At 64.1% G+C, this 21495-nt stretch carries 20 protein-coding genes; 11 read left to right on the forward strand and 9 right to left on the reverse strand.

Going from position 1 to position 21495, the window contains the following annotated elements; all coding sequences use genetic code 11:
• The first annotated feature begins 8 nt into the window (after window positions 1–8).
• The 11 genes from AC1DYQ_RS15115 (at window position 9) to AC1DYQ_RS15165 (ending at window position 10046) form a co-directional block, all read left to right on the forward strand.
• The gene (locus AC1DYQ_RS15115) at window positions 9–830 is read left to right on the forward strand and encodes an ABC transporter ATP-binding protein (RefSeq protein ID WP_477656435.1); all 822 of its coding nucleotides are present in this window, start codon (window positions 9–11) and stop codon (window positions 828–830) included.
• Window positions 831–843: 13 nt separating this feature from the next.
• A complete protein-coding gene (locus AC1DYQ_RS15120; RefSeq protein WP_477687449.1) occupies window positions 844–1068 on the forward strand; it encodes an AtzG-like protein in 225 nt (74 codons plus the stop codon).
• Between the two features lie 5 nt (window positions 1069–1073).
• On the forward strand, window positions 1074–2471 hold the full coding sequence (locus AC1DYQ_RS15125; RefSeq protein WP_477687591.1) for an AtzE family amidohydrolase: 1398 nt from the start codon (window positions 1074–1076) through the stop codon (window positions 2469–2471).
• Window positions 2468–2854, forward strand: a complete 387-nt coding sequence (hpxZ, locus tag AC1DYQ_RS15130; RefSeq protein WP_477687450.1) for an oxalurate catabolism protein HpxZ — start codon at window positions 2468–2470, stop codon at window positions 2852–2854. Before AC1DYQ_RS15125 ends, hpxZ begins: the two co-directional genes overlap by 4 nt.
• Window positions 2855–2894: 40 nt before the next feature.
• Window positions 2895–3998 carry a BMP family ABC transporter substrate-binding protein gene (locus tag AC1DYQ_RS15135; protein ID WP_477687451.1) on the forward strand — a complete coding sequence of 368 codons (1104 nt, stop codon included), beginning with the start codon at window positions 2895–2897 and terminating at the stop codon, window positions 3996–3998.
• 116 nt (window positions 3999–4114) lie between these two features.
• Window positions 4115–5206 carry an ABC transporter permease gene (locus AC1DYQ_RS15140; RefSeq protein ID WP_477687452.1) on the forward strand — a complete coding sequence of 364 codons (1092 nt, stop codon included), beginning with the start codon at window positions 4115–4117 and terminating at the stop codon, window positions 5204–5206.
• Window positions 5203–6123: an ABC transporter permease gene (locus tag AC1DYQ_RS15145; protein WP_477687453.1), complete on the forward strand. Its 921-nt coding sequence runs from the start codon at window positions 5203–5205 to the stop codon at window positions 6121–6123. Before AC1DYQ_RS15140 ends, AC1DYQ_RS15145 begins: the two co-directional genes overlap by 4 nt.
• Before the next feature lie 32 nt (window positions 6124–6155).
• Window positions 6156–6851, forward strand: a complete 696-nt coding sequence (gene biuH, locus AC1DYQ_RS15150) for a biuret amidohydrolase (protein WP_477687592.1) — start codon at window positions 6156–6158, stop codon at window positions 6849–6851.
• Window positions 6848–8437 carry an ABC transporter ATP-binding protein gene (locus AC1DYQ_RS15155; protein ID WP_477687454.1) on the forward strand — a complete coding sequence of 530 codons (1590 nt, stop codon included), beginning with the start codon at window positions 6848–6850 and terminating at the stop codon, window positions 8435–8437. Before biuH ends, AC1DYQ_RS15155 begins: the two co-directional genes overlap by 4 nt.
• 184 nt (window positions 8438–8621) lie before the next feature.
• Window positions 8622–9299, forward strand: a complete 678-nt coding sequence (locus AC1DYQ_RS15160; RefSeq protein ID WP_477687455.1) for a cysteine hydrolase family protein — start codon at window positions 8622–8624, stop codon at window positions 9297–9299.
• A 9-nt stretch (window positions 9300–9308) separates the two neighbouring features.
• Window positions 9309–10046 (forward strand): GntR family transcriptional regulator, encoded by a 738-nt coding sequence (locus AC1DYQ_RS15165; protein WP_477687456.1) that lies wholly within the window; start codon window positions 9309–9311, stop codon window positions 10044–10046.
• 88 nt (window positions 10047–10134) lie between these two features.
• On the opposite strand, the gene AC1DYQ_RS15170 is transcribed toward AC1DYQ_RS15165, so the two are convergent.
• The 9 genes from AC1DYQ_RS15170 to AC1DYQ_RS15210 all read right to left on the reverse strand — a co-directional run bounded on the left by AC1DYQ_RS15170 (window position 10135) and on the right by AC1DYQ_RS15210 (window position 21485).
• Window positions 10135–11064, reverse strand: coding sequence for a dihydrodipicolinate synthase family protein (locus AC1DYQ_RS15170; RefSeq protein WP_477687457.1), 930 nt, complete (start codon window positions 11062–11064; stop codon window positions 10135–10137).
• A 49-nt stretch (window positions 11065–11113) separates the two neighbouring features.
• On the reverse strand, window positions 11114–12847 hold the full coding sequence (locus AC1DYQ_RS15175; RefSeq protein ID WP_477687458.1) for an IlvD/Edd family dehydratase: 1734 nt from the start codon (window positions 12845–12847) through the stop codon (window positions 11114–11116).
• Between the two features lie 21 nt (window positions 12848–12868).
• The gene (gene yjfF / locus AC1DYQ_RS15180) at window positions 12869–13903 is read right to left on the reverse strand and encodes a galactofuranose ABC transporter, permease protein YjfF (RefSeq protein ID WP_457282342.1); all 1035 of its coding nucleotides are present in this window, start codon (window positions 13901–13903) and stop codon (window positions 12869–12871) included.
• Window positions 13900–14955: an ABC transporter permease gene (locus AC1DYQ_RS15185; RefSeq protein WP_477666911.1), complete on the reverse strand. Its 1056-nt coding sequence runs from the start codon at window positions 14953–14955 to the stop codon at window positions 13900–13902. The genes yjfF and AC1DYQ_RS15185 overlap by 4 nt, the downstream gene beginning before the upstream one ends.
• Window positions 14948–16474: a sugar ABC transporter ATP-binding protein gene (locus tag AC1DYQ_RS15190; protein WP_477687459.1), complete on the reverse strand. Its 1527-nt coding sequence runs from the start codon at window positions 16472–16474 to the stop codon at window positions 14948–14950. Before AC1DYQ_RS15190 ends, AC1DYQ_RS15185 begins: the two co-directional genes overlap by 8 nt.
• A 55-nt stretch (window positions 16475–16529) precedes the next feature.
• The gene (gene mmsB / locus AC1DYQ_RS15195; protein WP_457282345.1) at window positions 16530–17747 is read right to left on the reverse strand and encodes a multiple monosaccharide ABC transporter permease; all 1218 of its coding nucleotides are present in this window, start codon (window positions 17745–17747) and stop codon (window positions 16530–16532) included.
• Window position 17748: 1 nt separating this feature from the next.
• The gene (gene mmsA, locus AC1DYQ_RS15200) at window positions 17749–19254 is read right to left on the reverse strand and encodes a multiple monosaccharide ABC transporter ATP-binding protein (protein ID WP_457282452.1); all 1506 of its coding nucleotides are present in this window, start codon (window positions 19252–19254) and stop codon (window positions 17749–17751) included.
• 129 nt (window positions 19255–19383) lie between these two features.
• A complete protein-coding gene (chvE, locus tag AC1DYQ_RS15205) occupies window positions 19384–20454 on the reverse strand; it encodes a multiple monosaccharide ABC transporter substrate-binding protein (protein ID WP_477687460.1) in 1071 nt (356 codons plus the stop codon).
• Between the two features lie 65 nt (window positions 20455–20519).
• On the reverse strand, window positions 20520–21485 hold the full coding sequence (locus tag AC1DYQ_RS15210) for an ABC transporter substrate-binding protein (protein ID WP_477647162.1): 966 nt from the start codon (window positions 21483–21485) through the stop codon (window positions 20520–20522).
• Window positions 21486–21495 lie beyond the last annotated feature (10 nt).

A 21495-nucleotide genomic window follows, 5' to 3' on the forward strand; every position in this document is an offset into this window, starting at 1 on the left:
AGTTGGACATGTCCGCTGTAATCAACGCCCCCGTCTTCGCCGATGTTCCGGTGCGTGAGTTCCAGCCCGGCCCGGCCGGCACGCACATCACCATACGCGGCCTGACCAAGTACTTCGCCGGTTGGCCGCTGTATGAAGACTTCAACCTGGACATCCCCAAGCACAAGATCGTCTCGGTGTTCGGGCCCAACGGCTGCGGCAAGTCCACGCTGATCAACATGATCGCAGGCCTGATTCCCATCGACGCCGGTGAAATCCTGTTTGACGGGAAATCGCTCAAGGACACCAAGATCGGCTACGTCTTCCAGAACTACCGCGAAGCCATGTTCCCGTGGATGCGCACCATCGACAACATCGCCTATCCGCTCAAGCTCGAAGGCAGATCCAAGGCCGAAGTCGACAGGCGCATGGCCGAACTCGTGGCCTCCTTCGACGTGAAGTTCGACCTGAACCGCTACCCCTATGAGCTGTCGGGCGGGCAGCAACAGACGGCTTCCATCATGCGGGCGCTGGCGCCCAACCCCGAGGTGCTGTTTCTGGACGAGCCGTTTTCGGCGCTGGACTTCGAGATGACGCTGTTCATCCGCGAAAAGCTGCAGGAAGTGTTCATGCAGACCGGCACCACCATGCTGCTGGTGTCGCACGACCTGGAAGAAGCCGTGTACCTGGCCGACCAGGTGCTGCTGCTGACCAAGCGCCCGACGCGCGTGGCCGAAATCCTGCCTTATGGCGATGCGCGCCCGCGCACGGTAGAGACGCTGTCCGAAGCCAGCTTCATCCGCACCAAGAAGCTCAGCCTGGAAATCTTCCAGCGCGAAGTCAGGCGTTGAGAAAGCTGCAGCCATGATGGACGAAGCAAGCATTGCAAGTTATGTCGCAAGCGCCGGCGCGGTGCTGGACCTGCCGCTGCCGCCGGACCGCGCGGCACGCGTGGCCGCCCACCTGCAGCGCACCGCCGTCATGGCCGCGCTGCTGGACGCGGCGCCGCTGGCCCCGCACGACGAGCCGGCCGAAATTTACTGCCCGGCGGTTTTCCCATCCAGCGACGGCGGGCGCGAGCAGTCATGAAAAGCATGGTGTTTGATGCGTCCGCCATGGCCGCCGCCGTTGCGGCAGGGCAGGTCAGCGCGCGCGAACTGCTCGATGCCAGCCTGGCATGCATTGACAGCACGGACGGCCGGGTCAATGCCTTCACCGAAACAACCCGCACCCGGGCCCGCGCCGAGGCCGACGCGGTGGACGCGCAGCGGGCGCGCGGCGAAGCCCTGGGACCGCTGGCTGGCGTGCCGTACGCGGTCAAGAACCTGTTCGACATCGAAGGGCTGACCACACTGGCCGGCTCAAAAATCAACCGCGGCCTGCCCGCGGCTTCGGCCGATGCGGTCCTCGTCACGCAGATGAAGGCGGCCGGCGCCGTGCTCGTCGGCGCGCTGAACATGGACGAATACGCCTACGGTTTCACCACGGAAAACACACACTACGGCCCCTGCCGCAACCCGCACGACCTGACGCGCATCGCCGGCGGTTCGTCGGGCGGCTGTGGCGCGGCGGTCGCGGCCGGGCAGGTTCCTGTCACCCTGGGCTCGGACACCAACGGTTCCATTCGCGTGCCGTCGTCGCTGTGCGGTGTCTGGGGCCTGAAGCCGACGTTTGGCCGGCTGTCGCGCCGCGGCAGTTATCCCTTTGTGCACAGCATCGACCACCTGGGGCCGCTCGCCGGCAGCCTGGGCGGGCTGGCGCTGGCCTACGATGCGCTGCAGCAGCCCGACCCGCTGGACCCGGGCAGCCATGCGCTACGCGTACAGCCGGTCTCTCCAGTCCTGGGCAAGGGTGCGGGTGGCCTGCGCATCGGTGTGCTGGGCGGGTACTTTCACGACAATGCCGGGCCCGAAGCGCGCGAGGTGGTGGCGCTGGCCGCCCGCACCCTGGGTGCGCAAGCCGACGTGGTGTGGCCGGATGCTGCACTGGCGCGCGCGGCGGCCTTCATCATCACCGCGAGCGAAGGCGGCAGCCTGCACCTGGGCGACCTGCGCACGCGTGCCGACGAATTCGAACCGCTGTCGGTGGACCGTTTCATCGCCGGCGCGCTGCAGCCCGCTGATTGGTATGTGCGCGCACAGCGCTTTCGCCGCAGCTACCGCGACAAGGTCAACGCCCTGTTTCAGGACTGGGACGTGCTGCTCACGCCTGCCACACCGGTCGGCGCCACGGTCATCGGCACCGAGTGGCTGGACATCAACGGCGTGCGCCAGCCCTGCCGCGCCGCGATGGGCCTGCTCACCCAGCCCATCTCTTTTTCCGGCTGCCCCGTGGTCACCGCGCCCATGTGGCCGGCAGCCGGCGGCATGCCGATAGGCGTGCAGGTCATCGCCGCGCCCTGGCGCGAAGACCTGGCCTTGCGGGCCGCGCAGGTGCTCGGCGACGCCGGCGCCGCCCATATCCGGCCCGCCACACTGGTGACACAAGCATGAACCCCGGCCTTGCCATCAACCTCCCCGACGTCCTGGCCGAAGTCACGGCGGTGTTTGCGCGTTATGAGGATGCGCTGGTCAACAACAAGGTGGACGTGCTGGACGAGCTGTTCTGGAACAGCCCGCACACCCTGCGCTACGGCGCGACGGAAAACCTTTACGGCTACGCCGACATCCAGGCCTTCCGGGCGGGACGGCCGTCGCAGGGCCTGGAGCGGCGGTTGCTGAAAACCGTGATCACAACCTATGGCCGCGACATGGCGACCGCCAATACTGAATTCCAGCGCGCCGGCAGCGCCAGAACCGGCCGGCAGAGCCAGACCTGGATGCGCACGCCCGAGGGCTGGCGCGTGGTCGCCGCGCACGTGAGCCTTCTTGCCTGAGTTTCATTTCCTTGACCTCATAACCCCTGGAGCATTGACCATGAGCAACTTCCTCAATCGCCGCGATTCGATCAAGACCCTGGCCGCGCTCGGCGCCGCGGCCACCGGCCCGTTTGCCTTCGCGCAAAAACCCCTAACCGTGGGCGTGATCTACGTCGGCCCGCGCGACGACTACGGCTACAACCAGGCCCAGGCGCAAGCGGCGGCCGAGCTCAAGAAGATGCCGGGCATCAAGGTGGTGGAAGAAGAAAACGTGCCCGAAACCGCGGCCGTGCAGAAAACCATGACCGGCATGATCGCGCAGGACGGCGCCAGCCTGGTGTTTCCCACCTCCTTCGGCTACTTCGATCCGCACATGCTGGCGGTGGCGGCCAAGTTTCCCGCAGCGCGTTTTGCGCATTGCGGCGGCATGTGGACGGAAGGCAAGCACCCGAAAAACACCGCCAGCTTTTTTGGTTACATCGATGAGTGCCAATACCTCAACGGCATGATCGCCGGCCACATGACCAAGAGCAACAAGATCGGTTTCATCGCCGCCAAGCCGATCCCGCAAGTGCTGCGCAACATCAATGCCTTCACCATGGGCGCGCGTTCGGTCAAGCCCGGCATCACGACCAGCGTGATCTTCACCGGCGACTGGTCCATGCCGGTCAAAGAAGCCGAGGCCACCAACAGCCTGGCCGACCAGGGTGTGGACGTGTTCACCATGCATGTGGACGGCCCGAAAGTCATTGTCGAGACCGCCGCCAAACGCGGCAAGATGGTTTGCGGCTACCACGCCAGTCAGGCCAAGCTCGCGCCTAACGCTTACCTGACCGGCGCCGAATGGAATTGGCTCACGGCCTACACCACCTTTGTGGAAGCGGCACGCAGCGGCAAGCCGCACCCCAACTTCATACGCGGCGGCCTGAAGGACGGCTACGTGAAGATGTCGGCCTACGGACCCACCGTGACCGAGGCGGCGAAAAAGCAGGCCGACGGTGTCAAGGCGCAGATGATGGCGGGCAGCTTCGACATCTTCAAGGGTCCGCTCAAGGACAACAAGGGCGGCACCATCGTGCCTGCCGGCAAGGTCTTCAAGCAGACCGACCTTGAGCTCGAGAAGATGAACTACTTGGTTGAAGGGGTCATCGGCAGTGTTTGACGAACACCCCCGAAGCGCCTGCGGCGCTTCCCCCTCAAGGGGGCGCCACCGGCGGCCCGGCAAAGCCGGTTCCGCGGTGGCCCTGAACAGGCGCGTCGGTCGCTAACGCCATTCCCATGCGCCACTCCCTCGCCAACTTCCTGTTGCCGGCAGGCGCCATCATCGCGGCGCTGGGCCTGTTCGGCGTTTTCGTCTGGTTCGCCGGTGTGAGCCCGCTGGAGGTTTGGCTGCTGCTGTTCAAGGGCGCGTTCGGTGACTGGTATTCCTGGCAGAACACGCTGCAGCGCGCCGCACCGCTGATGCTCACGGCCCTGTGTGTCGCCGTTCCGGCGCGCGCGGGCTTGACAGTCATAGGCGGCGAGGGCGCGGTGGTGCTGGGCGGACTGGCCTGCGCCGGCCTCGCGCAAAGCCTGCCCCTGCCCGCGAACATGGCGGGCACGGTGATGGTCTGCCTCGCCGCCGCGTTGGCCGGTGCCTTGTGGATTGGATTGGCGGGCTGGCTGCGGCAATACCGTGGCATCAACGAAACCATCAGCAGCCTGCTGCTGGCCTATGTGGCCGTCGGCCTGTTCAAGCACCTGGTCGAAGGACCGCTGCGCGACCCGTCCAGCCTCAACAAGCCGTCGACTTTTTCGCTGGCCGAAGGCCTGCTCATTGGCGGCATCGCCGGCTCCGACGTGCACTGGGGGCTGGTGATCGGCGTGCTGGCCTGCCTGGCGGCGGGCCTGTGGTTTCGAATGACGCCCTCGGGCTTCGCGGTGCGCGTGGTCGGCGGCAACCCGCGTGCGGCGCAACTCGTCGGGCTACCGGCCTCCAGGCTGATCCTGCTGGCCTGTGCGCTGGGCGGGGCCTGCGCCGGCCTGGCCGGCGCCATCGAGGTCGCGGCCGTGCACACCAATGCCAACGCCGCCCTGATCGCGGGCTACGGCTACGCCGGCATCCTGGTGGCTTTCATCGCACGCCAGCATCCCGTGGCCATCATCCCGGTGGCCATCCTGTTCGGCGGCTTTGGCGCGGCCGGCAGCCTGCTGCAGCGCCGCCTGGGCCTGCCCGATGCCTCGGTGCTGGTGCTGCAGGGCATCGCCTTTGTGCTGATCCTGGCCAGCGAGGCCCTGCGCGATGTGGACTGGAAAACTTTTTTTGAGCGTATCAGCCGCTTTGGCCCTTCGGAGCCGAGCCCGATTCCTTTGCCGGAGGAAAAGCCATGACCGCCGACCAGCTCCTGATCTTTTTCGCCGGTATCGTCGGCGGCGCGCTGCGCGTCGGCGCGCCCTTCCTCTTTGTCAGCCTGGGCGAATGCATCACCGAAAAATCCGGCCGCATCAACCTGGGGCTGGAGGGCGTGCTGGTGCTGTCGGCCATGTCGGCCTTCGGCGCCTCCTGGCTCTCGGGCTCGCCTTGGGTCGGTGTGCTGGCGGCGGCGGCCACCGGCGCGCTGCTGGCCGCACTGCATGGCGTTCTCTGCTCGCTACCGCGGGTCAACGACATTGCCACCGGCATTGCATTGATGCTGCTGGGCACGGGCCTGGCCTTCTACCTGGGCAAGCCGCTGATCCAGCCGCAGGCGCCGCAACTGCCCGCCATCGCTCTGGGCGGCTGGAGCAGCTCGGCCGCCGTCCGCTCGGCACTGCAGATCAATGTGCTGGTGCCGATCGGGCTGGCGCTGGCCGTGGCCTTGTGGTGGGCCTTTGCCAACACACGCGCTGGCCTGATGGTACGCATGGCGGGGGATTCGGCCAACGCCGCGCGCTCGCTCGGTTACTCGGTGTCCGCCATCCGCATTGCCGCGACCGCCGCCGGCGGCCTGGTTGCCGGTCTGGGCGGCGCTTCGCTCACCCTGTTTTATCCCGGCAGCTGGAACGAAGGCATCTCCAGTGGCCAGGGCCTGATCGCGGTGGCGCTGGTGATCTTCGCGCGCTGGAGCCCCCTGCGCTGCGTGTACGCCTCGCTGCTGTTCGGCGGCGCCGGCGCCATCGGCCCGGCCCTGCAGTCCGTCGGCATCAACTGGGGATATCACCTTTTCAACATTGTTCCCTATGTGCTCACCCTGCTGATCCTGGTCATCACCTGCCGGCCGGGCAGCACCGTGAGTGGCAGCCCGGGCGAGCTTTCCGCCACCCGCTAGTGACTGCAAGCACTGACAAGGAAAACATCCAGATGGAACGCTTCGTCAACGCCAACCCCTACCCATGGCCGTACAACGGCGACCTGCGGCCCGGCAACACCGCGCTTATCGTTATCGACATGCAGACCGACTTCTGCGGTGAAGGCGGCTACGTGGACAAGATGGGCTATGACATCTCGCTGACGCGCGCGCCGATTGAACCGCTCAGGGCCCTGATGGCCGGCATGCGTGCCGCGGGCTACCACGTGATCCACACGCGCGAAGGCCACCGGCCCGACCTGTCGGACCTGCCGGCCAACAAGCGCTGGCGCTCGCGCCGTATCGGCGCCCACGGCGCGGGCATCGGCGACGACGGCCCTTGCGGGCGCATCCTGGTGCGCGGCGAACCGGGCTGGGAGATCATTCCCGAATTGGCACCGCTGCCCGGCGAGGTGGTGATCGACAAGCCCGGCAAAGGCTCGTTCTACGCCACCGACCTGGAGATGGTGCTGCGAACGCGCGGCATCGAGAACCTGATTCTCACCGGCATCACCACCGACGTTTGCGTGCACACCACCATGCGCGACGCCAACGACCGCGGCTTCGAATGCCTGTTGCTGTCGGACTGCACCGCCGCCACCGACCGCGGCAACCATGAGGCAGCGCTGAAGATGATCACCATGCAGGGCGGCGTGTTCGGCGCGCATGCTTCATCGGCGGCGGTGCTGGCCGCACTGGCCACGCCATGAGTCCAGGCACCACCATCGGCAGCCTGCCGCCCGCCACCGGCGCGCTGGCGCTGGACATCTACCGCATGAGCATGCGGTTCGGCAGCTTCACGGCACTCGACGGTGTCAACATGAAGGTGGCGCCGGGAACCGTGCATGCGCTTCTCGGTGAAAACGGCGCGGGCAAAAGCACGCTGGTCAAGTGCGTGGCGGGATTCCAGCGGCCCTCGGAAGGCAGCATCGTCATCGACGGCCGTGAGCAGGCGATCGCCAATCCGGTGGTGGCTCGCGCGTTGGGCATTGGCATGGTCTACCAGCATTTCACGCTGGCGCCCGGCATGACGGTCGCCGAAAACCTGCTGCTGGCCGGCGGCAAGACGCCGGCGCTGATCGACTGGACGCAAAAACGCGCGGAGCTGGAGGCCTTTGTGCAAACCACGCCCTTCAGGCTGGACCTGGACACGCGTCCGCTGGACATGGCCGCCGGCGAGAAACAAAAGCTCGAACTGCTCAAGCAGCTCTATCTCAAGCCGCGCCTGCTGATCCTGGACGAGCCGACTTCGGTGCTGACGCCGCAGGAGGCCGACGAAGTGCTGGGCCATGTGCGCGACTTCGCACGTGCCGGCCACTGCACGGTGCTCATCATCACCCACAAGTTCCGCGAAGTCATGGCCTATGCCGACGACGTGACCGTCTTGCGCCGCGGCAAAGCGGTACACGTCACTTCGGTGCCGGCGACCGACCCGGCGCGGCTCGCGCAGGCCATGGTGGGTGATGCGGCCGCGGCCCACCCCGAAAACCAGGCCACGGAACCCAAGGTGCCTGCCACCAGCGCCGTGCGGGCTGTCGATGTTGCGGCACAAACCGCATCCCTTGATGTTCACGGCCTGCAGGTCATGGGCGACCGCGGCACGCTGGCGGTGCGCAACCTGAGCCTGTCGGTGCTCGCGGGCGAGATTCTCGGCGTCGCCGGCGTGTCCGGCAACGGCCAGCGCGAGCTCGTTGAAGCGCTGGTCGGCCAGCGGGCGCACGCCGCCGGCGTGGTGCGGGTGGACGGTCAGCCTTACGCCGCCACGCGGGGCGAGAACCACCGCCTGAAGGTGCGCAGCCTGCCTGAGGAGCCGCTGCGCAATGCCTGTGTGGGTGACTTCAGCGTGGCCGAAAACATGGCGCTGCGCGACTTCGACCGGCCGCCGCTATGCGCCGCGGGACGCTTGCGATTCGGGCTCTGGCGCAGCCGCGCGCGCGAATGGATCAAGGGCTATGGCATCAAGACGCAGGGGGAGAACGCACCCATTCGCAGCCTCTCTGGCGGCAACGTGCAGCGTGCCGTGCTGGCGCGCGAGCTGCATGGCGAGATCAAGGTGCTGATCGCCGCCAACCCGGTGTTCGGCCTGGACTTCGCCGCCGTGAAGGAAATCCACACCCGCCTGCGGGGCGTGGCGCAGCAGGGCGCGGCCGTGCTGCTGGTCAGCGAAGATCTGGACGAACTGCTTGAACTGGCCGACCGCATCGTGGTGATGAGCGAGGGGCGCATCGTCTTCGAGACCGCGGCCTCCGGGGCCCAGCGGCAGGTGCTGGGTGCGCACATGGGCGGGGGACGATGAGTTCCCCCCCGAAGCGGCCTGCAGCCGCCCCCCCCGCAAGGGGGCTGAGTACCGCTGCTCCAAGCCTGCCTGCGCAGGCTTGGACGGTGCGAAGAGTCAGCGACTCTGACGCTGATGCGGCCTGCAAGGCACACCAGCGGCCCGGCAAAGCCGGTTCCGCGGTTGCCCACGAAGGAGCACTCCTATGAAAATCGCAGCGGCTCCTTTCGCCTACGAGTTCGAGCTGGCGCACACCGCGCTGGTCATCATCGACATGCAGCGCGACTTCATCGAGCCCGGCGGCTTCGGTGAAACGCTGGGCAATGACGTCTCTCTGTTGCAGGCCATCGTGCCGGCCTGCAAGGCCGTGCTGGAGGCCTGGCGCCGCGCGGGCGGGCTTGTGGTGCACACCCGCGAGGCGCACAGGGCCGACCTGGCCGATTGCCCGCCCGCCAAGCGCAGCCGCGGCAACCCGACCCTGCGTATCGGCGACATGGGAGCGATGGGCCGCATCCTGATAGCCGGTGAACCGGGAAACCAGATCATCCCCGAGCTGGCGCCACTGCCCGGCGAGATCGCCATCGACAAGCCCGGCAAAGGCGCCTTCTACGCCACCAGCCTGCACGAGCAGCTGCAGCATGCCGGTATCACGCACCTGCTGTTCATGGGCGTGACCACGGAGGTCTGCGTGCAGACCTCCATGCGAGAAGCCAACGATCGCGGTTACGACAGCATGCTGCTGGAGGACTGCACTGAAAGTTATTTCCCGGCCTTCAAGTCGGCGGCCGTGGCGATGATGCGCGCCCAGGGCGCCATCGTCGGCTGGACCGCCACCAGCGGCGAATTGCTGGCGGCGCTGCCGGCACGGCCCGAACACTGCTAGAGTTTCACCATGCACTTTGCCTCCAGCCATCCCGCGAGCCTTGCCGTCGCGCTCGCCCATCGTTCGCGGGCCGACGAAGTATACGAAGAGCTCAAGCGCGACGTATCCGAGTTCAAGCTGGTGCCGGGCGACCGCTTCACCGAAACCGAAATCAGCGAGCGCCTGGGCGTCTCGCGCACGCCCGTGCGCCAGGCCCTGTTTCGCTTGCAGCAGGAAGGCTTCGTCGAGGTGCTGTTTCGCAGTGGCTGGCGTGTGCTGCCCTTTGATTTCGACAAGTTTGAACAGCTCTACGACCTGCGCATGGTGCTGGAAACCACGGCCGTGCAGCGGCTGTGCGCCGGTAGCCAGACGATTGACACGGCGCTGCTCGATGAACTGGCGGCCATCTGGCTGGTTCCGGTGGGCGAGCGCAGCACCGATCATGTTCGGGTCGCCCAGTGGGACGAAGCTTTTCATTGCGCGCTGGTGGCGGCTTCCGGCAATGCCGAGATGGCGCGTGTGCACCGCGACGTGACCGACCGCATTCGCATCATTCGCCGGCTTGATTTCATCAAGCAGCCGCGCATTGAGGCCACCTATGAAGAGCACGCCAAGATTCTCAAGGCAGTGCGTGCCAAGCGCGGCGACCAGGCCGCCATGCTGCTGCGCGCCCATATCGAAACCAGCCAGACCGAGGTGCGGAAAATAACGCTGCACCAGGTGCATCTCGCGCGCCAGATCGGCTCCGGAACACCGCCCAAGACATAAAAGCGCCTTAAGCCGTTAACTGGCGGGCGCAAGGAGCTATCAAAAAAGGAGCAATGTGCGGGGCACTACCCCCTGCGGTGTGCCCTGCTTACCGCCCCCAGCGCAGCACAAGCGGATCAAGCCGCCTGGCGGTCGCCAGCAGCCCAGTGCGCGTGTCCGGGTGCATGGCCGGAAAAGGATGACGCGGCGCCTCGCAGGCGATCACGCCGCCTTCCTTCATCAAGGTCTTGGCGGCCAGCAGCCCTGCCTGGCGATTCTCGTAATTGATCAGCGGCAGCCATTGCTGGTAGAGGGCATAGGCCTTGTCGTGATCACCAGCGCGGTGCGCCTCGATGATCGGACGAATACCATCGGGGTAGCCGCCGCCGGTCATGGAGCCGGTGGCACCGGCATCAAGGTCGGGCAGCAGTGTGATGGCCTCTTCGCCGTCCCAGGGCCCTTCCACCGCGTCGCCTCCCAAACGGATCAGTTCGCGCAGTTTGGATGCTGCACCGGCGGTTTCGATCTTGAAATAGGCGACGTGTTCAATCTCACGGGCCATACGCGCGAGGAAGCAGGCTGAAAGCACAGTGCCGCTGGCGGGCGCATCCTGGATCATGATGGGAATATTGACCGCGTCCGACAGCCGCGCATAAAACTCGTAAATCTGCGGCTCGCTCACGCGAAAGGTGGCCCCGTGATACGGCGGCATGACCATCAGCATGGCGGCGCCCATGTCCTGCGCGCGGCGGCTGCGTTCGGCGCAAACCTTGGTGCCGTAGTGGGTGGTGGTCACGATCACCGGCACGCGGCCGGCCACATGTTCGAGGACGGTGCGGGTCAGGGTTTCACGTTCTTCGTCCGAAAGCACGAATTGCTCGGAGAAGTTGGCCAGGATGCAGATGCCGTCGGAGCCGGCGTCGATCATGAAGTCGATGCAGCGCTTCTGGCTTTCAAGATCAAGCTCGCCGGTTTCGGTGAAGGTGGTGGGGGCAACGGGGAAGATACCGCGGTAACGCGGCTGGCGGAGCGTGTTCATGTGGCTGGATCAGGTTGAAGAAAGTTCAGTAGTTCACTGCTTGCGCGGTTTAATGGGAGTGCCGTGGAACTTCGGAGCCGCGGCAGCCGACCAGAAAATCGAAATCACAGCCCTCGTCGGCCTGCAGCACGTGGTCGACATACAGGCGCTGGTAGCCGCCGCGCATGCCTGCAGGGGCCTTCTGCAGGGCGGCAAGGCGCTCAGCCAGCTCGGCATCGCTGATGTCCAGGTGCAGGCGGCCCGCATCGCAGTCGAGCTCGATCCAGTCGCCGTCGCGTACCGCGGCCAGCGGCCCGCCGGCCGCTGCTTCTGGCGCCACATGCAGCACCACGGTGCCGTAAGCGGTGCCGCTCATGCGTGCGTCCGAGATGCGCACCATGTCCTTGACGCCCTGGCGCAGCAGCTTGGGTGGCAGGCCCATGTTGCCGACTTCGGCCATGCCGGGGTAGCCCTTGGGGCCGCAGTTCTTCATCACCATCACGCAGCTGGCATCGATGTCAAGGTTCTCGTCGACGATGCGCTCCTTGTAGTGCTCGAGGTTCTCGAAGACGACCGCGCGGCCGCGGTGCTTGAGCAGTTCGGGCGAGGCCGCGGAGGGCTTGAGCACGGCACCGCGCGGCGCCAGGTTGCCGCGCAGGATGCAGATGCCGCCGTCGGCGATCAAGGGGTTGTCGAGGGGGCGGATCACCTCGTCGTTGTACTGCGGCGCCTCGCGCACGTTGTCCCATATCGATTTGCCATTGACGGTGAGCGCATGGGGATGCGGCAGCAAGCTGTTTTCACCCAGCCGGCGCAACACGGCGGGCAGGCCGCCGGCGTAGTAAAACTCTTCCATCAGAAAACGGCCGGAAGGCTGCAGGTCAACGAGGGTGGGCGCGTTGCGGCCAATCCGTGTCCAGTCTTCCAGGTCCAGCTGCACACCAATGCGGCCCGCGATCGCCTTGAGGTGAATCACTGCATTGGTGGAGCCGCCAATGGCGGCATTGACGCGGATCGCATTTTCGAAGGCTTCGCGTGTGAGGATTTTCGACAGCGTGAGGCCCTCGCGCGCCATCTCGACGGCCCGCGCGCCCGACATCTGCGCCAGCACATAGCGGCGTGCATCCACCGCGGGAATGGCGGCGTTGTGCGGCAGCGAAGTACCCAGCGCTTCGGCCATGCAGGCCATGGTGGAGGCCGTGCCCATGGTGTTGCAAGTGCCGGCCGAACGCGACATGCCGCCCTCGGCTGCCAGGAACTGGTGCAGCTGGATTTCGCCCGCTTTTAACGACTCGTGAAGTTGCCACACCGCCGTGCCCGAGCCGATGTTTTTGCCTTCAAGCTTGCCGTTGAGCATGGGCCCGCCGGTCACCACAATGGCCGGAATGTCGCAGCTCGCCGCACCCATCAGCAAGGCGGGCGTGGTCTTGTCGCAGCCGGTGAGCAGCACCACGGCGTCAATCGGGTTGCCGCGAATCGCTTCTTCCACGTCCATGCTGGCAAGGTTGCGTGTGAGCATGGCGGTGGGACGCAGGTTCGACTCGCCGTTCGAGAACACCGGAAACTCGACCGGAAAGCCGCCCGCCTCTGAGATGCCGCGCTTCACATGCTCGGCAATCTTGCGGAAGTGGGCATTGCAAGGCGTGAGCTCCGACCAGGTATTGCAGATGCCGATGATGGGGCGGCCGTCGAACTCATGGTCGGGAATGCCCTGGTTCTTCATCCAGCTGCGGTACATAAAGCCGTTTTTGTCGGCCGTGCCGAACCACTCGGTGGAACGTAGTTTTCGTTTGGTGCTTGTCATGATGGTCTGGCCATTAAGGTTTCAGGAAGATTTGGGTGTGCGATTTGCCAGCAGCCGTTGCAGGAGGCAAAAAACAAACAGCAACACGCCGACGACAATGCGCGTCCACCAGGAGCTCAAAGTGCCGTCAAAAGAGATCAGGGTCTGGATGATTCCGAGCATCAACACCCCGAACAGGGTGCCGGCCACATAACCCACGCCGCCGCTGAGCAAGGTGCCGCCAATGACCACGGCGGCAATGGCGTCAAGCTCCATGCCGGTGGCGTGCAAGCCGTAGCCCGAAAGCATGTAGAAGGTGAAGACCACACCGGCCAGCGCCGAGCAAAAGCCCGACAGCGTGTAAACCCCCACCAGCGTGCGGCGCACCGGCAAGCCCATCAGCAGTGCCGATTGCTCATTGCCGCCGACGGCATACACCGCGCGGCCAAAGGGAGTGCAGTGTGCAATGAACACCGCCGCCAGCAGCACCGCGATGGCGATCACGGCACTGATCGAGAGCGAGGCGTCTTCCCACAAGGGAATGCGCAGCTGCGAAACCTCCGAGTAAAACTCGTTGGTGATGCTGATGGAATCGACGCTGATCAGGTAACACAGGCCGCGCGCCAGAAACATGCCGGCCAGCGTCACGATGAAAGGCTGCAGGCGAAAACGCTCAATCAGAAAACCCATGAAGGCGCCGAACGCCGTGCCCATGAGGAGCACCAGCGGAATCACCGCGGCCGGACTCCAGCCATGGTGCTCCACCAGCGCGGCAGACACCATGGTGGTGAGTGCGACCACGGAGCCGACGGACAGGTCAATGCCGCCCGACAGGATGACAAACGTCATGCCCACGGCGATGATGACCAGAAAGGCGTTGTCAATCAGCAGGTTGAGAAACACCTGAGCCGAAAAGAACCCGCTGTAGAGCACCGAACCCATGGTGGCCATGGCAACGAACAGCGATATGGTGGCCGCCAGCGGCAGGTATTTGGGATTAAAACCTGAAGCCGGCGCAGCAGGTGCCCGTTGGCTGGAGGCGGCCTCTACGGGAGGCCGGGTGACGGTTGTGTTCATGGCCGCATCCCCCGCGCGGCCGGCCGCCGCATCCAGATACCGATCTCGGCCCGGAATTCAGCCGATTGCAGCAGCATGACCACAAATACCACCACAGCTTTGACCACCAGGTTGATCTCAGGCGGCACACCCAGCGAGTAAATGGCATAAGTCAGCGTCTGGATGATCAGCGCGCCGATCACGCTGCCCACGAGGCTGAACCGCCCACCGGTGAGGGCGGTGCCGCCCAGCGTCACGGCCAGGATGGCATCCAGCTCGAGCAACTGACCCGCGTTGTTGCCATCGGCGCTTTTGACGTTGGAGCTGATCAGCAAGCCCGCAATGCCCGCGCACAAGCCACAGAAGCCGTAGGCGGCAACCATCAGGCGCCTGGCCTGCACGCCCGCGACGCGTGCTGCGGTTGGATTAATGCCCACAGCCTGTATGAACAGCCCGAGGGCGGTGCGCGTCACCGCCAGGTACAGCAGCGCAAAGACCACGGCCACGATAGAGAGCGAGAACGGCAGGCCCAGCAGGTAACCGCTGCCCAGGAAGAAAAATGGCGCGTAGTAGATGGTGATGATCTGCCCGCCGGTGATCAGCTGCGCGATGCCGCGACCCGCCACCATGAGGATCAGTGTGGCGATGATGGGCTGCATGCCTACCCTGGCGACCAGCAGCCCGTTCCACAGTCCGCACAGCAGCGCGATGGCCAATGCCGCCAGAATTGCCAGCGGCATCGGGAAACGGCTCACGCTCCCTGCCACCGACCCGCCAATCATCCAGGCGGCCACTGCGGCAGCAATGGCCACCACGGCGCCCACGGAAATGTCGATGCCGCGGGTGGCGATCACCAACGTCATGCCGAGCGACACCAGCACCAGCGGCGCGGCACGGTTGAGAATATCGATCAGGCTGCCGTACAAATGACCGTCACGCCACTCGACGTGCAGGAAACTGGCGTTAAACACTGTGTTCACAGCCAGCAGCAGGAACAGCGTGATGAGCGGCCAGGCCAGGCGGTGCCTCATGGCAGTGGCCAGAGGCGAGGGGTGGTGTTTCTCTTCAGGCATGTTCAGCCGCAATCAGTTCATAGACGGTGTCTTCGCTGCTGCCTGCCGGCAACTCACCCACCTTGCGGCGGTCACGCAGCACCACGATGCGGTGCGCCACACGAACCACCTCGCTCATTTCAGAAGAGATGAAAATCACCGCCATGCCAGCCTCAGCCAGGCGCAGGATCTGCTCCATGATTTCCTGCTTCGCGGCCACGTCGACGCCGCGCGTGGGTTCGTCCAGGATCAGCAGGCGCGGCTCGGTCGCGAGCCAGCGCGCGATCATGGCCTTTTGCTGGTTGCCGCCCGACAGCAGGCCTATGGGGGTGTCCACACTCGCGGTCTTGATACCCATCGCCTGGACAAAGCGTTCGGCCAATGCGGTTTGTTCGGCACGCGATAAAAAACGGCGCATGCCCATGCGGGCCTGCAGCGCCAGTACGATGTTTTCCCGGACTGAGAGCTCGGCCACGATGCCATCGGTCTTGCGCTCCTCGGGACATAGGGCGAGGCCCTGCCGGATCGCCTCGGCGGGATTGGAAAACGTGACCGCCTCGCCGTCGATTCTGAGCATGCCGCGGTCCGGCGTCTCCAGGCCGAACAGCAGGCGCGCCAGTTCAGTGCGGCCCGAGCCCAGCAGCCCGGCCAGGCCCACGACCTCGCCGGCACGCACGCGCAGGTCCACAGGCTGCAACTGACCGGCCTGGCCCAGACCTTCAGCTTGCAAAAGCGCCGGCGCAGCATCGTCAAATTCCGGAGGCACGGCGGCGGTGGCGGATTGCGCGGCCAGTTCCCGGCCCAGCATGGCCGCGATCAGTGCCTGCGGCCCCAGTTCACTGGCACGCCACTCGCCGACCCAACTGCCGTTGCGCAGAACGGTGATGCGATCCGACACCGCATACACCTGGTTGAGGAAATGAGTGACAAAAACAATGGCCAGCCCCTCGCCACGCAAGCGACGCAGCACCTCAAAGAGTTTTTGCACCTCGTCATCGTCGAGGCTGGAGGTCGGCTCGTCGAGGATCAGCACTTTGGATTCAATGCCGATGGCGCGCGCGATGGCCACCAGTTGCTGCACGGCGACCGGGTAGCTGGACAACAGGCGCGTGACGTCGATGTCCAGGCCCATGCGCGCGACCAGTTCGCGCGCACGGCGGTTCACGGTGGTCCAATCGATGCGAGACCCCTGCGCAAAGCCGTACCGCGGATAGCGGCCCGCAAAGATGTTTTCCGCTACCGACAGGTTGGGGCAGAGATTGACTTCCTGGTAGACCGTGCTGATACCCAGCCGCTGCGCGGCCAGGGGAGAGTCCGGCCATACCGGTTTTCCGGCAAGTTGCATCTGACCGCCGCTGGCTTCCAGCACGCCTGTCAACACCTTGATGAGCGTGGACTTGCCGGCGCCGTTTTGCCCCATCAAGGCATGGATTTCACCGGGATACAGGCGCAAACGCACATCCTGCAAGGCCGGAATACCCGCGAACTGTTTGTGGATGCCCGCAAGCTCCAGCACGGGGGCGGCGTCGGCCACGGTCATGGAGCGGCCTTCGCGCCACGCGCCACGATATTCGCCTTCAGAACGGCCAGGAGGTTCATGCCTTGTTCTTGTTGTAGACGTCGACAAACACGGCGGCCAGCAACACCACGCCCTTGATGACCTGCTGGTAGTCGATGCCGATGCCCAGGATGGACATGCCGTTATTCATCACGCCCATCACAAACGCACCGATCACCGCGCCCATGACCTTGCCGACACCGCCCGAGGCCGAGGCCCCGCCGATAAAGCAGGCGGCGATGACGTCGAGCTCAAAGCCCAGGCCGGCCTTGGGCGTCGCGGTATTCAGGCGCGCGGCGAACACCAGGCCTGCCAGCGCCGCCAGCACGCCCATGTTCACGAAGGTATAGAAGGCCAGGCGCTCGGTCTTGATGCCCGACAGCTTGGCGGCCTTTTCGTTGCCGCCCAGCGCATAGACGCGCCGCCCGATAGTGGTGCGACCCGTGATGAAGTGGAACAGGAAAATCAGCGCGGCCATCACGATCAGCACATTCGGCAGCCCCCTGTAGGAAGCCAGCAGGTAGCTGAAATAGATCAGCAGCGCCGAGAACATCGCCGTTTTGACGAAGAAAATGGCGGCGGGCTCGGCCTGGATGCCGTGCTTGAGCTGCTTGGCCCGCGCGCGTATGCCGGCCACGGCGAGCACGGCGGCCAGCGCCACGCCCAGCAGCAGCGAAGTCATGCGCAGGCCTTCGCTGCTCAGCAGGTCGGGCATGAAACCCGAGCTGAGCATCTGGAATGAATCGGGGAAGGGGCCGACCGACTGGCCTTGCAGCAGTGCCAACGCCAGCCCTTTGAACACCAGCATGCCGGCCAGCGTGACGATAAAAGAAGGGATGCGGAAGAACGCGACAAACCAGCCCTGAACCCCGCCTATCAGCGCGCCGCAGAGCAGGCACACCAGCGAGGCCGGCACGAAATGCCAGCCGTACTCCACCATCAGCACGGCCGCCAGCGCGCCGATGAAGCCGCACACCGAACCGACCGACAGGTCGATATGCCCGGCCACGATCACCATCAGCATGCCCAACGCCATGATGACGATGTAGCTGTTCTGCAGGACCAGGTTGGTGAGGTTGAGGGGCTGCATGAGCGTGCCCTCGGTCATGTACTGGAAGAAGCCCATGATGGCCACCAGCGTGATCAGCATGCCGTACTCGCGGAAGTTGTGCTTCAGGTAGTCGAGCGGCGATTTGCCGCTGGCAGCGGCGGTTTTTGCCGCAATCGCGGTGGCGTTGGAGGACTCGTTGTTCATTTCAGCTTGCTTTCATGATCGCGCGCATGATCTTTTCCTGGGAGGCTTCGGCCGTCGGCATCTCGGCGATGAAGCGGCCTTCGTTCATGACGTAGATGCGGTCCGTCATGCCCAGCAATTCCGGCATTTCCGAGGAAATCATGATGATGCATTTCCCTTCTGCCGCGAGCTGGGCCATCAGGGTGTAAATCTCGTACTTGGCGCCCACGTCGATGCCGCGCGTGGGCTCGTCGAGGATGAGCACTTCGGGACTGGTGAACAGCCATTTCCCGAGCACCACTTTCTGCTGGTTCCCGCCCGAGAGGTTGAGGACTTTCTGGCCGACGCTTGAGCACCGGATGCGGAGTTTTTCGCGGTAGCTCTGCGCGACCTGGTATTCGCGGCCGCTGTCGATGACGGAGGCACTTGAAACGCCCTTGAGGTTGGCCAGCGAGACGTTGAACTGGATGTCTTCGTTCAATATCAGCCCGTTGCCCTTGCGGTCTTCGGTCACATAGGCCAGACCATGGCGAACGGCTTTCTCTACCGTGCCGACATCAACAGGCTGGCCGTTCAGAAGGACCTGGCCGCTGATGCGGCGCCCCCACGAACGGCCAAAGATGCTCATGGCAAGTTCCGTGCGCCCCGCCCCCATCAGCCCGGCAATGCCGACGATTTCACCGCGCCGCACCTGCAGGCTGACGCCTTTGATGAATTTCCTGTCCGTGTGCAGCGGGTGGTAGACGTTCCAGTCGCGCACTTCAAACACGGTCTCGCCAATTTTCGGCTGGCGCGGCGGATATCGGTCAGCCATCTCGCGGCCCACCATGCCGCGAATGACGCGGTCTTCGCTGATGGCTTCGGCACGGCAGTCCAGTGTTTCGACGGTGCTGCCGTCGCGCAGGATGGTGATGGCGTCCGCCACGCGTGAAATTTCGTTGAGCTTGTGTGAAATAAGGATGCAGGTAATGCCCTGCCCCTTGAGTTCCAGCAACAGGTCCAGCAAGGCCTGGCTGTCGTTTTCGTTGAGGCTCGCCGTCGGCTCGTCGAGGATCAGCAACTTGACCTGCCTGGACAGGGCCTTGGCAATTTCCACCAGTTGCTGCTTGCCCACGCCGATGTCCGTGATCAGCGTGGCGGGCGATTCCTTGAGGCCCACTTTTTTCAGCAGGTCCTGCGTCTTGCTGTGCGCAGCCATCCAGTCGATCACGCCGCGCTGTGCAGTCTCGTTGCCGAGGAAAATGTTCTCGGCAATGGATAGCAGCGGCACCAGCGCCAGTTCCTGGTGGATGATGATGACGCCCAGCTGCTCGCTGTCGTGGATTCCGAGGAACTGGCGCTCCTGGCCTTCGTAGACGATGTCCCCGCTGTAGGAGCCGTGCGGATAGACCCCCGAGAGCACTTTCATCAAGGTCGATTTTCCGGCGCCGTTTTCACCGACGATGGCATGAATCTCACCCGCGCGCACGCGCAGGTTGACCTTGTTCAGCGCGACCACCCCTGGGAAGGTTTTGCGGATGTCGCGCATCTCGAGAATCGTTTCCAATGCCTGTCCTTTGGTACAAAAATCGCTCCGACGGCGACTGACACCGATGGGCGTAAACAGTCCCGCGCCTCCCCGGCACGGGACCGTCGTGCTTTCACCCTTCAGCCGGGGTTACTTGATTTGTGACTCTTTGTAGTAACCGCTGCCAATCAGAACCTGGTTCCAGTTAGAGGCATCCACAGCCACCGGTTTGAGCAGGTAGGAGGGCACCACTTTCACGCCGTTGTTGTAGGTCTTGGTGTCATTGATCTCGGGCTGCTTGCCAGAGAGGGTGGCATCCACCATGTTGGCCGTCACCTTGGCCAGCTCGCGCGTGTCCTTGAACACCGTCGAGTACTGCTCGCCTTTCAGGATGGACTTGACCGAAGGAATTTCGGCGTCCTGCCCGCTGACCACCGGGCAAGGCTGCTGCGCCGTGCAGTAGCCGACACCTTTGAGCGAGGACAGAATGCCGATGGACAGGCCGTCATATGGCGACAGGACTGCGTGGACTTTTTCCTTGCCGTAGTAGGCCGAGAGCAGGTTGTCCATGCGTGCCTGGGCCACCGCACCGTCCCAGCGCAGCGTGCCGACCTTGTTCATGCCCATTTGCTTGCTGCGCACCACCAGCTTGCCGCTGTCGATGTAGGGCTTGAGCACGCTCATGGCACCGTCGTAGAAGAAAAATGCATTGTTGTCGTCCGGGGAGCCGCCGAAGAGTTCAATGTTGAAAGGGCCCTTGCCCTGCTTCAGGCCCAGCTTGTCGACGATGGAGGTGGCCTGCAGCACACCAACCTGGAAGTTGTCGAAGGTGGCGTAGTAATCCACATTCTTCGAACCCTTGATCAGACGGTCATAGGCGATGACCTTGACACCCTTGTCGGCCGCGTTCTGCAACGCCTTGGACAGTGTGGTGCCGTCGATGGAGGCGATCACCAGCACCTTCGCGCCCTTGGTGATCATGTTCTCGATCTGGGCGAGCTGGTTCGGGATGTCGTCATCGGCATATTGCAGGTCGGTTTTGTAGCCGCGCTCCTTGAGCACCTTGACCATGTTGTCGCCGTCGGCGATCCAGCGGGCAGAGGATTTGGTGGGCATCGAAATGCCGATGCTGCCTTTGTCTTGCGCCTGGGCTGACGGTGCAATACCGAGGGTTCCCAGCACGAGGCCGGCGAGCAGGGTCTGGAGAAATGTACGTTTCATGAAATAGTTTCCTTCTGGAGGTTTGAAAGAGCGCCTCAGTATCGGGGCGCTGGTCCGGATGCTGATCAGTATTTACGCTTGGGGAATTCCTTGGCGGCTACTTCCATCGGAAAAATACCCTCTTCGGTAACGATACGTTTCTGAACGGGTTTGCCGGCCTTGATGTCCTTGACTGCCGCCATCAGCTGCGGGCCCAGCAAGGGGCTGCACTCCACGGAGACGTTGAGCTTGCCGGCCATCATGGCTTCGAAAGCGCCCTTGACGGCATCGATCGAGATGATGGTGATGTCCTTTGCCGGCTTCATGCCAGCCTCTTCAATCGCCTGAATCGCGCCGATAGCCATGTCGTCGTTGTGCGCGAAAAGCACATTGATCTTCTTGCCTTCGGCCTTGAGGAAGGCTTCCATCACTTCCTTGCCTTTGGCACGGGTGAAATCACCCGTCTGCGAGCGGATGATCTTGAATTTCGGGTCGGCCTTGATGATTTCTTCAAACCCTTTTTTACGGTCAATCGCCGGTGCGGAACCCACGGTTCCCTGCAGCTCAACGATGTTGACCTGGCCGCTTGTGCCCTTCATTTTTTCGACAAGCCAACGGCCTGCCTTGCGGCCTTCCTCCACAAAGTCCGAGCCCATGAAGGAAACATACAGCGAGGTGTCTTTGACGTTCACGGAGCGGTCAGTCAGCACTACCGGAATTTTGGCGGCCTTGGCTTCACGCAAAACGGTTTCCCAGCCCGACTCGACCACGGGCGAAAACGCGATCACGTCAACCTTTTGGGCAATGAAGGAGCGAATCGCCTTGATCTGGTTTTCCTGCTTCTGCTGGGCATCGGAGAATTTGAGTTCGATGCCCGCGTCCTTGGCGGCCGATTTGATGGATTCGGTATTGGCGGTGCGCCATTCGCTCTCCGCGCCGACCTGGCTAAAGCCCAGCACGATGGGCTTTTGTGCCCATGCTGAAACCGGCAACAGGCCGGCAAGGGGGGCGCAGGCGAGTGCGACGGCGAGGGTGCGGCGATGGATTTTCATTTTGTCTCCT

This window comes from Polaromonas sp. P1_F4 (assembly GCF_056405675.1).

Bases quoted from the DNA above. Each gene is read 5' to 3' on its own strand.
- AC1DYQ_RS15190 (WP_477687459.1), bottom strand. From the start codon at position 16,474: ATGACCGTGGCCGACGCCGCCCCCGTGCTGGAGCTTGCGGGCATCCAC.
- mmsA (WP_457282452.1), bottom strand. From the start codon at position 19,254: ATGCGCGACATCCGCAAAACCTTCCCAGGGGTGGTCGCGCTGAACAAG.
- AC1DYQ_RS15160 (WP_477687455.1), top strand. From the start codon at position 8,622: ATGAAAATCGCAGCGGCTCCTTTCGCCTACGAGTTCGAGCTGGCGCAC.
- chvE (WP_477687460.1), bottom strand. From the start codon at position 20,454: ATGAAACGTACATTTCTCCAGACCCTGCTCGCCGGCCTCGTGCTGGGA.
- hpxZ (WP_477687450.1), top strand. From the start codon at position 2,468: ATGAACCCCGGCCTTGCCATCAACCTCCCCGACGTCCTGGCCGAAGTC.
- AC1DYQ_RS15135 (WP_477687451.1), top strand. From the start codon at position 2,895: ATGAGCAACTTCCTCAATCGCCGCGATTCGATCAAGACCCTGGCCGCG.
- AC1DYQ_RS15155 (WP_477687454.1), top strand. From the start codon at position 6,848: ATGAGTCCAGGCACCACCATCGGCAGCCTGCCGCCCGCCACCGGCGCG.
- AC1DYQ_RS15210 (WP_477647162.1), bottom strand. From the start codon at position 21,485: ATGAAAATCCATCGCCGCACCCTCGCCGTCGCACTCGCCTGCGCCCCC.
- AC1DYQ_RS15140 (WP_477687452.1), top strand. From the start codon at position 4,115: ATGCGCCACTCCCTCGCCAACTTCCTGTTGCCGGCAGGCGCCATCATC.
- yjfF (WP_457282342.1), bottom strand. From the start codon at position 13,903: ATGAACACAACCGTCACCCGGCCTCCCGTAGAGGCCGCCTCCAGCCAA.
- AC1DYQ_RS15125 (WP_477687591.1), top strand. From the start codon at position 1,074: ATGGTGTTTGATGCGTCCGCCATGGCCGCCGCCGTTGCGGCAGGGCAG.
- AC1DYQ_RS15185 (WP_477666911.1), bottom strand. From the start codon at position 14,955: ATGCCTGAAGAGAAACACCACCCCTCGCCTCTGGCCACTGCCATGAGG.
- biuH (WP_477687592.1), top strand. From the start codon at position 6,156: ATGGAACGCTTCGTCAACGCCAACCCCTACCCATGGCCGTACAACGGC.
- AC1DYQ_RS15115 (WP_477656435.1), top strand. From the start codon at position 9: ATGTCCGCTGTAATCAACGCCCCCGTCTTCGCCGATGTTCCGGTGCGT.
- mmsB (WP_457282345.1), bottom strand. From the start codon at position 17,747: ATGAACAACGAGTCCTCCAACGCCACCGCGATTGCGGCAAAAACCGCC.
- AC1DYQ_RS15175 (WP_477687458.1), bottom strand. From the start codon at position 12,847: ATGACAAGCACCAAACGAAAACTACGTTCCACCGAGTGGTTCGGCACG.
- AC1DYQ_RS15170 (WP_477687457.1), bottom strand. From the start codon at position 11,064: ATGAACACGCTCCGCCAGCCGCGTTACCGCGGTATCTTCCCCGTTGCC.
- AC1DYQ_RS15165 (WP_477687456.1), top strand. From the start codon at position 9,309: ATGCACTTTGCCTCCAGCCATCCCGCGAGCCTTGCCGTCGCGCTCGCC.
- AC1DYQ_RS15120 (WP_477687449.1), top strand. From the start codon at position 844: ATGATGGACGAAGCAAGCATTGCAAGTTATGTCGCAAGCGCCGGCGCG.
- AC1DYQ_RS15145 (WP_477687453.1), top strand. From the start codon at position 5,203: ATGACCGCCGACCAGCTCCTGATCTTTTTCGCCGGTATCGTCGGCGGC.